The following is a 12861-nucleotide window of genomic DNA, read 5'->3' as shown; positions in this document are numbered from 1 at the left end:
AATACCAGGAATTATTGAGACAATCCGCGATATTGCGTGGATAAATCATCGAATTTCCCTCGATTTTTGCTCTGCTGCTATTAACTTTTGCTCTAGGCGAGTCGCATTCAACCGTCTGTTACCTTGCCGCAACAGACGGCTCAGCGGTCGTCCATTTGGACGACGATCCCCCTTTCTGGAACGGATGGACCCCTTGCTCAGCGGGACCGCAGGGTCGCGCGACGCCGCGCTTCGATATTGTCCACGCAGAAACGCACGCCGCCGGCACCGGCAAGGGTATCGATTCGGTCTTCGCCGGGGCGCAGTCGCCGACAATGCACATCGCCCCGACCGTCATAGGGCTCCGACGATCCCGCCGCAGACTATCGCTTCGATTTTCTACAGGTTCTCGGCGCTATACTGTGTTTATCATCCATCGAAGCCGGGACGCGTGTCAGGTTCCAGCCATGTCTTCTGATCAGAGAGCGCCGAACTCCGATGCGCGCCCGCCCGTCGGCGGGGTCGCCTGCCTGCGCTTCGAGCCGCCGCAGGATCCGGACTCGGTGGGCCAGGCCCGGCAGGACCATCTCGCGGCGATCTTCGCCGTGAGCTTCCGGCCCGAGACCGACCTGACGGTCCCGATCGCCATGCGCAGCTACCACCTCGGCGATCTGCTGGTCGGCGACGTGATCGCCCCGGCCCACGCCCTGGAGCGGTCGCCGGAGATGGTCAGCCAGCAGGGCCTCGACCACATCCTGCTGCAGTTCTACCACCGGGGGCAGAGCCGCGTGGAGACCGACCAGGGCCCCGGCACCGTCGCCGAGGTCCAGTGCGTCGTGTTCGACCTGGCCCGGCCCGTGCGCATCGTCGCGGGGCCGGTCGACGCCACCAACGTCGTGATCCCCCGCGCCCAGCTGGAGCGGCAGGGCTGCCACCCGGACGCCCTGCCCGGCCGCGCCCTCGACCATGACGGCGATCCGTTCGGGCGCCGGGTCCACTATTTCGTGGCGAACGTCGTCGCCTGCGGCGACCTCCTCGACCGGCGCGAGGCCCCTCGCGGCCTCGGCGGCGATCACCCCGCTCTGCGCGAGCTGGCTGCGCGGGCAGGCGGGGGCCGGTCCGGTCCGACGCACCGCACCGCCCGGAGGCCGGTCCGGATCACGCCCCCGGCGCGGTCCTGCATCGCTGGATCGAGAGTCTCTGACCGGCCGGATTCCACCGCGCCCGCCGCGACAGGGCCCTGGGCCGAGGACCGGCAATCCTCGTGGCGCCGCGGCAAGCATCGGCCGACCGGGCCCTGTCGTCCCGACGGCCGGGCATGTGTCCACCAAGCAGACACAAGGCGTCCGATTTCACGACACTTTGCGGGATCTATCCGGGGCGCCGACGGCGATCACGAAAAATTAGGTTCCCCCGCGGCCACGCTCGGGCCCGATGCCGGAACTCGGCCGCATCCGGGGCGTCGGGCCGGTCACGACTGTCGCGGTGGATGGTCGGGGCCCATCCGGAGAGTGCGATGGCGGACGGGACATTCAGGGTGATCGGACGGGGGGCGGGCCGCCGCCACGCGGGCGCCCCATGAGCGGGGTCCGCGACGTGTTCGCCTTCGCGCATATCGGCGACCTGCACCTGGAATGCGCGGGCGACCGCAACGCCGAGGACCTGCGGGCGATCCTGCGTGAGGTCGACGGCCTCCACGGGCGGGGTCTCGTCGACTTCGCCTATCTGCCGGGGGACCTCGCCGAGGACGGGAAGGCGGAGCAGTACGCGATCCTGACGGAGGCCCTGGCGGCGCATCCGGATCTCCCGATCCGCCTGATCCCCGGCGACCACGACCGCCAGCACGGCGCGATGGCGGCCTTCGACGCGCTGTTCGCCGCGGTGGCGCAGGGCGCGCGGGGCGGCGCGCACGTGCCACGGCACCACGACCTGCCCCGGCCCGAGCAGCCGACCCGGATCGCGCATTACTACTTCGCCGAGACGATCGCGGGGGTGCGCTGCGTGTTCCTCGACATGGTCAGCCCCGGCTACGGCCGGAAGGGATTCGGCCTCGACTTCCGGCTCGGGCCCTTCCAGCTCGCCTGGTTCGAGGACGAACTCGCGGACGCCACCCGGAACGGCCTGCCCTGCGCGGTCTTCATCCACACCTATCCGGACGACCTGCAGCACCACGCGGAGAAAACGGCCCTCGCCGGCCTGATCCGGGGCCACGCGGTGCGCCTCGTCGAGATGGGCCACACCCACTACAACGAACTCGCCCATGACGGGCGCACGCTCTACGCCTCGGCCCGCTCGGTCGGCCAGAACGAGGACGGCTCGGTGGGCTACGCGGTCGCGGCGATCGACGGCGCGGTGACGAGCTGGCGCTTCAAGCCCCTCGACCGGGCCCTGCCCTTCGCGATGATCACGGGCCCCGCCGACCGGCGCCTCGCCACCGCGGCCCTCGACGCCGCGGACGGGGCGATCACGGTGCGGGCCCTGGTGCTCTCGGACGCCCCCCAGGCGGAGTGGCGCTGCCACGCCCGCGTCGACCACGGGCCGCCGCACCCGATGAACCCGGCCGGCCCGCGCATCGTCGAAGCGCGGATCCCCTGGCCGGACGGGTCGCGCCGCCTCTCGGTCACGGTGACGGACGGCACGCTGGACCCCCGCACGGGCGCGGCGAACACCGACACCGACACGATCGAGCCGGTGGCGCGCGGCTTCACGCCGCCCCCCGCCCCGGACCGGCCCGGCAGCGACGCGTTCCGGACATCGGCCTGGCCGGAGAAGGGCATCCGCGGCGACCAGCTCGGCCCCAACCGCTTCGGCCGGCACTGGTAACCGGCTCTCTACCCGAGCCAGACCTTCGAACTTCACGACCTGAGGAAGACCGGACCCGATGGGCGCGCTGACGCTGACACCCAACCTCGCCACCTGGGCCATCGCGGCGCTCGCGACCCTCGGGGTGATCGTGCGGCCCTTCTCCTGGCCGGAGGCGATCTGGGCCGTGCTCGGCGCCGGCGCCCTGGTCGCCCTCGGGCTGCTCGCCCCCGCCACCGCCTGGGAGGGCGTGCTCAAGGGCACCGACGTCTACCTATTCCTGGTCGGCATGATGCTGATGTCGGAGGTGGCCCGGAAGGAGGGCCTGTTCGACTGGCTCGCCTCGATCGCCGTGCGGGCCGCCAAGGGCTCGGCCACGCGGCTGTTCACCCTGGTCTACCTCGTCGGCACCGTCGTCACGGTGTTCCTGTCGAACGACGCCTGCGCGGTGGTGCTGACGCCGGCCGTCTACGCGGCCACCAAGGCCGCCAAGGTGGAGAACCCCCTCCCCTACCTGTTCATCTGCGCCTTCATCGCCAACGCGGCGAGCTTCGTGCTGCCGATCTCGAACCCGGCCAACCTCGTGGTCTTCGCTGAGCACATGCCGCCGCTGATGCGCTGGCTCGCCCTGTTCGCCCTGCCCTCGCTGCTCGCCATCGCCACCACCTACGCGGTGCTGCGCCTGACCCAGGCCGGGACGCTGCGCGGCCAGAGCGTGGCCACCGATGTCGAGGCGGCGACCCTGTCGCGCACCGGCCTCGTGGCGGGGATCGGCATCGTGGCCACCGGCGGCGTGCTGATCGGGGCCTCGGCGCTCGGCCTCGATCTCGGCCTGCCGACCTTCGTGGCGGGGCTCGCCACCACCCTCGTCGTGCTGCTGCTCAAGCGCGGCGGCTTCGTCGAGGTCGCCAAGGACGTGTCGTGGAGCGTGCTGCCCCTGGTCGCCGGCCTGTTCGTGCTGGTGCAGGCCCTGGAGAAGACCGGCGTGCTGGCCACGCTGGCGGACCTCCTCAAGGGCTACGCCCACGCCGCCCCGACGGAGACCGCCTGGGGCGCGGGCGCGCTCGTCGCGGTGCTGTGCAACCTCGTCAACAACCTGCCGGCCGGCCTGATCGCGGGCGCCGCCGTGCACACGGCGGATGTCCCCGAGAAGGTCGCGGGCGCGATCCTGGTCGGCGTCGATCTCGGGCCGAACCTCTCGGTGACGGGCTCGCTTGCCACGATCCTGTGGCTCACCGCCATCCGCCGCGAGGGCCAGGATGTCGGCGCCTGGACCTTCCTGAAGCTCGGCCTGCTGGTGATGCCGCCGGCCCTGGTGCTGGCGCTGGCCGGCCTGCTCCTCGTCTGATCCCTTCCCGGAAACCCAAGGTCCGCGCGCGTGACGGCTGCCCTCCTCTATCCCTTCATCCTCGTGGCGGGCGCGCTGCAGGCCCTCGGCAACGCCATGAACGCGCAGCTGCGCGGCAGGCTGGTCAATCCCTGGCTCGCCGCGACCGTGTCGTTCCTGCCGATCGTCTTCGTGTTCACGACCCTGTTCTTCACGATGCCGACGCCGCTGCCGAGCCTCGACTCCCTGAGCAAGATGCCCTGGTACGCGCCGCTCGGGGGCGTCGCCGGCGCGGTGGCGGTGTTCGGCGGCCTCGCCTTCATCGACAAGGTCGGCGCCGGGCCGTTCAACGGCCTGACGCTCACCGCCAACATCCTCACCTCCCTGGCGATGGACGCGCTCGGCCTGTTCGGCCTGCAGGCCGCGGGCTTCAAGCCGATGCCCTGGCTCGGCGGCCTGCTGATGGCGGTCGGCGTGACCTTCATCGCCCGGTCCGGCGGCAAGAGCGAGGGCGGCGAGGCGGGCGTCGGCGGCAAGCTGCTCTATCCGTTCATCCTCGTGGCCGGCGCCCTCATGGCGATCGGCGTGGTCTGGAACGCGCAGCTGCGCGGCGCCCTGGAGAATCCCTGGCTCGCCGCGGCGGTGTCGTTCGTGCCCGTCGTGTTCGTGTTCGCGCTGGTGTTCCTGCTGCGGCCCTCGCCCCTGCCGAGCCGGGCGGACATCGCGGGCGTCCGCTGGTGGATGCCGCTCGCCGGGATCACCGGGGCGGTGGCGGTGTTCGCCGGGCTGCTCTTCGTCGACAAGGTCGGGGCCGGGGCCTTCAACGGCCTCTTGATCACCGCCAACCTGATCACCTCGGTGGCGCTGGATCATTTCGGCTGGTTCGGCATGAAGCAGGTCAAGGCCGGCCCGCCGCGCCTGATCGGCGCCGCCCTGATGGTCGGCGGCATCGTCCTGATCTCGCTGTTCTGAGCGTCCGGGGCGATGTGGAGCCTCCCCGCCTGGCTGCTGCGTCGGGAGGTTCTTCTCCTGGCGGGCGCCGCCCTCCTGGGCGCGGGCGGGGTCGCGGCGTGGTACCTCCTGCAGGCGACCGTCCTGACCATCGCGGTGGCCCCCCGCGACGGCACCGAGCCGGAGCTGATCAAGGCCTATGCCGACGCCCTGGAGGCCGGCCGCGGCAACGTCCGGCTGAAGATCCTGCCCTTCGACGACGTGCGCGAGAGCGCCGCCGCCCTGCAGGACGGGCGCGCCGACCTCGCGGTGGTCCGCCCCGACGTGCTGCTGCCGACCAACGGGCTCACCCTGGCGATCCTGCGCGACCAGGCGATGATCATCGCCTCGCCGGACCCGGGCGGGATCACCGGCTTCCCGAAGCTCGCCGGCAAGCGGCTCGGCATCGCGGCCCACCGGGACGCCGATCTCTGGCTGCTGCGCAACCTCCTCGGCTATTACGGCCTCACCCTGGAGGAGACGGCCGGGCCGGGCCGGGACTCCGCGGTCCTGCTGGTCCCGGTCGATCAGGAGGCGGTGGCAGAGGCATTCCGCGCCAAGCGGATCGACGCCTTCGTGAGCATCATCGCCCCCTCCGCCCCCAAGGCGCTGGCCCTGGTCGGGGCCGTGCAGTCGGTCGCCCGCGGCGGCAAGGTCGCCTTCGTCGCCGTGGAGGACGACGATGCGGTGATCGAGCGCTTCCCGCGGCTCCAGGCGGTGACCGTCCCGGCGGGCCTGTTCGGCGGTCGCCCGAAGCTGCCGGCCGAGGACGTCAAGACGGTCGGCGCCTCCTACCGCCTGATGGCGCGCGCCTCCCTGAGCCGCGTGGTGGCGGCCGACGTGGCCCAGCTGCTGTTCGAGAAGCGCACCGCCGCCGCGCAGGTGACGGACGCCGCCGAATACGTCCAGGCCCCGGCCTACGACACGACCGTGGCGGCCACCAGCGCCCGCATCCCGATCCATCCCGGGGCGATCGACTATTTCGAGCGCGACCAGCACGGCTTCATCGAGCGCTACGGCGACACGCTCTATCTCCTGGGCGCCCTCGCCGGCGGCCTCGTCTCGGTCCTGGCCTGGATCCGGCAGCGTCTCGCCAGCCTGCGCCGGGAGCGCATCGACGAGATCATGGACCGGCTCCTGGAGATCGCCGGGCAGGCCCGGGCGCTGCAGGATCCGGCGGCGATCGACGCCCTCACCGTCGAGGTCGACGCGCTGGCCATGGACGTGGTCCGCTACGCCCGGGAGCGGGAGCCGGATCAGCGGACCCTGGCGGCGGCCGCCGTGGCGATCGACACGGCCCGGGCGACCCTCGCGGATGACCGCATGCGTGCGGCGGATGCCGGCGCCCGGATCGGGCGACCGGTCCGGCTGCAGGGCGGCTGAGGGGACGCCCAGGCGGGTCCGGCGGAGGATCATCCCCAGTGCCGGAAGGGAGATTCGCCCCGCTCCGGCCTCGGCCCGACCGATGAGAAGAAGCTGTTCGTCTCGCCACGCAGGGAGAGAACAAGAGTCTCTCGGCCCAGGGAAATACGAAAGACGCGTCCATTGCGGATGGGGCGCCCGGAGGCAACATTCCACCCTATGCGTACCGCCCCGGAAACCCAGCCGACAGCCTTCGATCCGTTCGGCGAACCCGTCGCGGACGGCGTCGCGCGCGCCTGCCCGGAGGCCGCCGGCGACCGGACGGCCCGCCGCTTCGCCGGCGCCGTGTTCTGGACCCTCGCCCTGGCGATCCTGGCCGGGCGGATCTACACCTACGACCTGCCGGCGGTGCACGACGTCGCCGCCCACGCGGTCCAGATCCTGGCCCTGCGCTAGAACCTCGACCCGAACAGGTCGGACGCGGTGCGGGCCGATAGACCCGCATAGGGCATCCGAGGCGGTGTCCGGCCGTCATCCGACGGTCGCCGTATTGGCGGGAGAATCCGGACTGCCATCCGCGTCGAGGCCAGGGCCAGCGATGCCCGAGACGGTTTTCGCGCGCGGTTCGCCATGCGATCGCGGCGGTCGCTCCGGGGCACGGGCTTGTCCCACCCGTGATACTCATCCCGAGGTGCCAGCGGAGCGAAGGCCTCCTCCGGGACGGCCGCGCAGCGCCGCGGGAGGCGGGTTGTGATCGGGATATGGCCAAGCGCGACTGTGATCGCCCGGGCCTCAGGGCAACAGCCATCTGTCGCGGTCCTGGCGAGCAAGAGGGCACCTTCGTGCCCCGACCCCGCGCCGTCCCGCGCCCTCACATCGGGTGCCACCACTTTCCCCGCAGCACCACGCCCTCGGCAAGGATCCGCTGGGCGCCGGTCATGTGCTCGCCCCGCGTGTCGACATAGTCGAACGCCCCGTCCCGGACGGCCAGCACGGTGGCGTCGCCGAGCGACCCGACCTTCAGGCTCCCGTATTCCATCCGCTTCACCGCCACGGCGGCGTTCACCGTGGACGCCGCGATGACGTCGCGGAGGCTCATGCCGAGGCAGAGCATCTTCGACATCGTGGTGACCTGATCGAAGGCCGGCCCGTCGATGCAGAGCTGGTGGACATCGGACGAGATCGTATCCGGCAAAAAACCGCCCGCCATCATGGCCCGGGCGGTCTTGAACGCGAACGAGCCCTTGCCGTGGCCGATATCGAACAGCACGCCCCGGGCCCGGGCCTCGCGCAGGGCCGGCTTCACCGCGCCCTGGGCGGTCACGGGGGAATTGGGGAACGGCCGGAAGGCATGGGTCAGCACGTCGCCGGGGCGGAGCATCGCCAGCACCTCCTCGTAGCTCGGCGGCGGCTCGTCGATATGGGCCATCAGCGGCAGGCCGGTCTCCTCCGCCACCTGGAGCGCGATGCCGAGCGGCGCGGTGCCCTGGTCCCCGGAGGAATTGCGCCCGACTCGGACCTTGATGCCGATGATCACGTCCCGGTTGGCCTCGGCGATCTCCACGGCCTCGCGGGGCGCCATCAGCCGCGGATCCTGGCTCTCGCCGACCATGATCGTCTTGGAGAAGGCGTAGATGCCGGCGAACGACACGTGGAGATAGGCGAGGATCCGCGCCTCCGATCGGTCGATGACGTGCTTGCGGAACCCGGCAAAGTTGCCGGGCCCGGCGCTGCCGGTATCGACCGACGTGGTCACCCCGGAGGTCCGGCAGAATTCGTCGGCGTCGATGCCGATCGAGGTGCCGCCCCAGTAGACATGGGTGTGCAGGTCGATCAGGCCCGGGGTCACGATCGCGCCGGCCATGTCGCGCACCTGCGTGCCCGGGCCGACGGGCAGGTCGCGGCCGAAGCCCGAGACCCGGCCCTCCGCGAAGGCGACGTCACAGATCCCGTCATGGGCCTGCGACGGGTCGATGACCCGCGCGCCCTTCAGGATGAGGTCGTGCTGCACAGCTGTCTCCGGATCGGTCAGGCCGCGACCGCCTGTGCGGCGGCGTCGTTGAGGTGGCAGGCGGCGAAGTGGCCGGCGCCCACGCGGTCGAGCCCGGGCACCTCGACCCGGCAGCGGTCGAAGGCCTGCGGGCAGCGGGTGTGGAAGCGGCAGCCCGCGGGCGGGTTGATCGGGCTCGGCACGTCGCCCTTGAGCACGATGCGGGTGCGCCCGGCCCCGGGCTCGGGGATCGGCACCGCCGAGAGCAGCGCCTGGGTGTAGGGATGCTTGGGCGCCAGGAACAGATCGCGGCGGGGGCCGATCTCGACGATCTTGCCGAGATACATCACCGCCACCCGGTGGGTCATGTGCTCGACGATGGCGAGGTCGTGGGAGATGAACAGCATCGCGAGGTCGAGTTCGCGCTGGAGATCGCGCAGCAGGTTGACGATCTGCGCCTTCACGGAGACGTCGAGCGCCGAGACCGCCTCGTCGCAGATGATCAGGTCCGGCTCGGCGGCGAGCGCCCGGGCGATGCCGATGCGCTGGCGCTGGCCGCCGGAGAATTCGTGGGGCCAGCGTCCCAGCGCCTCCCGGGGCAGGCCGACCCGCTCCATCAGGGAGGCGAGCTTGGCCTCGAGATCGGCCGAGCCCCTGGCCAGCCCGAAATTGCGGATCGGCTCGGCCAGGATCGCCCGCACCCGCATCCGCGGGTTGAGCGACGAGAACGGGTCCTGGAACACCATCTGGATGTGGCGCCGCAGGGGCCGGAGCGCCCCGGCCGAGAGGTCGTCGATGCGCCGGCCGTCGAGCACCACCTGGCCGGCGGTGGGGGCGTAGAGGCGCATCAGCGCCTTGGCGACGGTGGACTTGCCGCAGCCGGATTCGCCGACGAGCGACAGGGTCTCGCCCCGGGCCACCGTGAAGGACAGGCCGTCCACCGCCTTGAGCACGCGGTTCGACCGGCCGAACAGGCCGCCGCCGAGGGGAAAATGCTTCTTGAGGTCGTTGACCTCCAGCAGGGTGCGGCCGGTCACGGGCGAGCCTCCGTATGAGCGTGGAGCACGACGACGCGCGCATCCTCCCTCGCCCCGCAGAGGCTACGATGTTCACACATCGCTGCCGGAAGAGGGCCACGGCTGGATACGGGCGCGTCTCCCTCCCCCCTCTGCGGGGGAGGGTGGCCCCCGAAGGGGGTCGGGAGAGGGGCGCGACGGTGCAGAATCAAGCGCGGTGCTGCGTGAAAGCCGCGCCCTTTCCTGAAGCCGGGTTCCCCTCTCCCCCCCTGCTGCGCAGGGTACCCTCCCCCGCAGAGGGGGGAGGGAGGGCGCATGGGTTTGCCGGTTCGTCCCAAAAGACTCATGCCGCCAGCGCCTCCTTCGGCGCGTAGTGACAGGCGGCGAGGTGGCCCGGCGCCTTCGGCTCGAGGGCCGGGGCGTAGGTGCGGCACAGGTCGGTGACGTCCGGGCAGCGCCCGGCGAAGACGCAACCCTCGATCCGGCCCTTCAGGCTCGGGACCATGCCGGGGATCTCGGCGAGCCGCGCGTCGCCGCCGTGCTCCAGGGCGCCGAGCTTGGGCACCGCCCCCATCAGGCCCCGCGTGTAGGGATGGCGCGGCGCCCGGAACAGGTCGCGGACCGACGCCTCCTCGACCTTGCGGCCGGCATACATCACCACCACCCGGTCGGCGACCTCGGCCACCACCCCGAGGTCGTGGGTGATCAGCATGATCGCGGCGCCGACCCGGGCCTTCAGGTCGCGCATCAGGTCGAGGATCTGGGCCTGGATGGTCACGTCGAGCGCCGTGGTCGGCTCGTCGGCGATCAGGAGCTTGGGCGAGCAGGCGAGCGCGATGGCGATCATGACCCGCTGGCGCATGCCCCCCGAGAGCTGGTGCGGGTATTCCCGCACCCGGCGCCGCGGCTCGGGGATGCCGACCAGCGTCAGCATCTCCACCGCCCGGTCCTCGGCGGCGCGGCGGCTCAGGCCCTGGTGCAGGCGCAGCGTCTCGCCGATCTGGCGGCCCACCGTCAGCACCGGGTTCAGGCTGGTCATCGGCTCCTGGAAGATCACGCTGATGTCGTTGCCGCGGATCTTGCGCATGGCGCCGTTGGGCAGGTCGAGGAGGTTCCTACCCTCGAACTTGATCGCGCCGGCGATCCGGGCCGGCGGCTCGGGCAGGAGCCGCAGGATCGACATGGAGGTCACCGACTTGCCGCAGCCGGATTCGCCGACGATCGCCAGGGTCTCGCCGGACTGGATCGCGAACGAGACCCCGTCGACCGCCCGGTTGACCCCGTCGGGGGTGCGGAAATGGACCTGCAGGTTCTCGATCGACAGGAGGGGTGTGCCGCTCATGCCGGTGCTCATCAGACGTCTTTCGCCATGCGGGGGTCGAGGGCGTCGCGCAGGCCGTCGCCGACGAGGTTCACCGCCAGAACGGTCATCGACAGGAAGACCGCCGGGAACAGGATGATGTAGAACTTCACCTGCCAGAGCGCCCGGCCCTCGGCCATGATGTTGCCCCAGGAGGGGGTGGCCGGCGGCACGCCCGCGCCGATGAACGACAGGATCGCCTCGGTGATCATCGCGGAGGCGCAGATATAGGTCGCCTGCACGGTCATGGGCGCCAGCGTGTTGGGCAGGATGTGGCGCCAGATGATCGCCGGCATGCGCGTGCCCGTGGTCACCGCCGCCTCGACATAGGGCTGCTCGCGCAGGGACAGGACCACGCCGCGCACGAGGCGCGCCACGCGCGGGATCTCCGCGATGGTGATCGCCACGATGACGTTCTGGACGGAGCCGCGGGTCAGCGCCATCAGCGCGATGGCGAGCAGGATCGGCGGGATCGACATCATGCCGTCGACGACCCGCATGACGATCCCGTCGAGCCAGCGGACCATGCCGGAGACCAGCCCGACCGCGAGGCCGGCGATCGAGGCGAGGAACGCCACCGAGAAGCCGACCAGCAGCGACACCCGGGCGCCGTAGACCACCCGCGAATAGACGTCGCGGCCGAGCATGTCGGTGCCGAACCAATACTGGGCGGAGGGCACCCGAGTGCGCTTGGCCGGCGCCAGGGCGGTCGGGTCGACGGTGCCGAGCCAGGGCGCCAGCAGCGCCATCAGGAACACGACGAGGAGCAGGACGCCGCCGGCCACGATGGTCGGGTTGCGGCGCATGTAGGTCCAGACCGGGCCGCGGCGCTTGCGGGCCGGGATCACGTCCGGCAGGGGCGCCGCGACGGCGAGGCCGGGGGGCGGCGCTGCCTTGGGGACGGCCTCCTCGGGCGGGTGGCCGGCGGCCGGGGCGTGATCGGGGAAGGGCGCGACGGTCGCGGTCAATAGCGGATCCTCGGGTCGAGCACGGTGTAGAAGAGGTCGATGGCGAGGTTCACGAGCACGTAGACGAAGCTGAACAGCAGCACGACGCCCTGGATGACCGGATAGTCGCGCCGCAGGATCGCATCGACCGTGAGGCGGCCGAGGCCGGGAATCGCGAAGACCGTCTCGGTCACCACCGCGCCGCCGATCAGCAGGGCGATGCCGATGCCGATCACGGTGACGATCGGCACCGCGGCGTTCTTGAGGGCGTGGATGAACAGGACCGGCCCCTGCGACAGGCCCTTCGCCCGGGCGGTGCGGATGTATTCCTGCTGCAGCACGTCGAGCATGGTCGCCCGGGTCACCCGGGCGATCAGCGCGATGTAGACGAGGCCGAGCGTCACCGCCGGCAGGATCAGGTTGGACAGCCAGGGCCACAGCCCCTGCTCGATCGGCGTGTAGCCCTGCACCGGCAGCCAGCCGAGCTCGAGGGCGAAGACGTAGGCGAGCACGTAGCCGACCACGAACACCGGCACCGAGAAGCCCAGCACGGCGATCCCCATGACCAGGCGGTCGATCAGGCTGCCGGCCTTCCAGGCCGCGACGACGCCGAGGGGCACCGCCACCACGATGGCGAAGATCAGGGTGACGAGCATCAGCGAGACGGTGGGCTGGACCCGCTGGCCGATCATGGTGGTGACCGGCAGGTTGGTGAAGATCGAGGTGCCGAGATCCCCGTGGAGGATCTGCCAGGACCATTCTCCGAACCGGACCAGGAACGGCCGGTCGAGGCCCAGCGAGGCGCGGATCCGGGCGACGTCGTCGGGGGTCGCCTGGTCGCCCGCGATGATCGCCGCCGGATCGCCGGGGGCGAAGTAGAGGAGGCTGAAGACGAACAACCCGACCACCGCCATGACCGGGATGGTGGCCAGGATGCGCCTGCCGATATAGCCGAGCATGGGGCCTCGCTATGCGGTGGGCCGGAGGGCGCGGCCGGCGCCGCGGATTCCCCTCCCCCCTCTGCGGGGGAGGGTGGCCCCTGCGTCAGCAGGGGTCGGGAGAGGGGAGCCCGGGTTCAGGATAGGGTA

11 protein-coding genes are annotated in these 12861 nt (G+C 71.3%); 6 read left to right on the top strand and 5 right to left on the bottom strand.

Annotated elements, in window-relative coordinates:
• The first annotated feature begins 446 nt into the window (after nt 1–446).
• The 6 genes from AC3IF3_RS11030 (at nt 447) to AC3IF3_RS11005 (ending at nt 6916) form a co-directional block, all read left to right on the top strand.
• Nucleotides 447–1520 (top strand): cupin domain-containing protein, encoded by a 1074-nt coding sequence (locus AC3IF3_RS11030; protein ID WP_489228749.1) that lies wholly within the window; start codon nt 447–449, stop codon nt 1518–1520.
• Nucleotides 1521–1557: 37 nt separating this feature from the next.
• Nucleotides 1558–2802, top strand: coding sequence for a metallophosphoesterase family protein (locus AC3IF3_RS11025; protein WP_489228747.1), 1245 nt, complete (start codon nt 1558–1560; stop codon nt 2800–2802).
• A 58-nt stretch (nt 2803–2860) separates the two neighbouring features.
• Nucleotides 2861–4129 carry an arsenic transporter gene (locus AC3IF3_RS11020; RefSeq protein ID WP_489228745.1) on the top strand — a complete coding sequence of 423 codons (1269 nt, stop codon included), beginning with the start codon at nt 2861–2863 and terminating at the stop codon, nt 4127–4129.
• A 30-nt stretch (nt 4130–4159) separates the two neighbouring features.
• Entirely contained in the window at nt 4160–5080 is a 921-nt protein-coding gene (locus AC3IF3_RS11015; protein ID WP_489215896.1) for a DMT family transporter, read from the top strand.
• A 12-nt stretch (nt 5081–5092) separates the two neighbouring features.
• Complete coding sequence (locus tag AC3IF3_RS11010; RefSeq protein WP_489228743.1) at nt 5093–6481, top strand: TAXI family TRAP transporter solute-binding subunit; 1389 nt, start codon at nt 5093–5095, stop codon at nt 6479–6481.
• A gap of 198 nt (nt 6482–6679) precedes the next feature.
• A complete protein-coding gene (locus AC3IF3_RS11005) occupies nt 6680–6916 on the top strand; it encodes a hypothetical protein (RefSeq protein ID WP_489228742.1) in 237 nt (78 codons plus the stop codon).
• Between the two features lie 415 nt (nt 6917–7331).
• Here AC3IF3_RS11005 and AC3IF3_RS11000 read toward each other — a convergent pair whose 3' ends face one another.
• The 5 genes from AC3IF3_RS11000 to AC3IF3_RS10980 form a co-directional block, all read right to left on the bottom strand.
• Entirely contained in the window at nt 7332–8471 is a 1140-nt protein-coding gene (locus AC3IF3_RS11000; protein ID WP_489228740.1) for an amidohydrolase/deacetylase family metallohydrolase, read from the bottom strand.
• 17 nt (nt 8472–8488) lie between these two features.
• Nucleotides 8489–9487, bottom strand: a complete 999-nt coding sequence (locus AC3IF3_RS10995) for an ABC transporter ATP-binding protein (protein ID WP_489228739.1) — start codon at nt 9485–9487, stop codon at nt 8489–8491.
• A 322-nt stretch (nt 9488–9809) separates the two neighbouring features.
• Nucleotides 9810–10820 (bottom strand): ABC transporter ATP-binding protein, encoded by a 1011-nt coding sequence (locus tag AC3IF3_RS10990; RefSeq protein ID WP_243972857.1) that lies wholly within the window; start codon nt 10818–10820, stop codon nt 9810–9812.
• Complete coding sequence (locus AC3IF3_RS10985) at nt 10820–11794, bottom strand: ABC transporter permease (RefSeq protein ID WP_489228738.1); 975 nt, start codon at nt 11792–11794, stop codon at nt 10820–10822. Before AC3IF3_RS10985 ends, AC3IF3_RS10990 begins: the two co-directional genes overlap by 1 nt.
• A complete protein-coding gene (locus tag AC3IF3_RS10980) occupies nt 11791–12732 on the bottom strand; it encodes an ABC transporter permease (RefSeq protein ID WP_489228737.1) in 942 nt (313 codons plus the stop codon). Before AC3IF3_RS10980 ends, AC3IF3_RS10985 begins: the two co-directional genes overlap by 4 nt.
• Nucleotides 12733–12861: the final 129 nt, after the last annotated feature.

The sequence above is a fragment of the Methylobacterium sp. J-118 genome (assembly GCF_057836565.1).
This window is presented reverse-complemented; position numbering and strand designations above follow the sequence as displayed.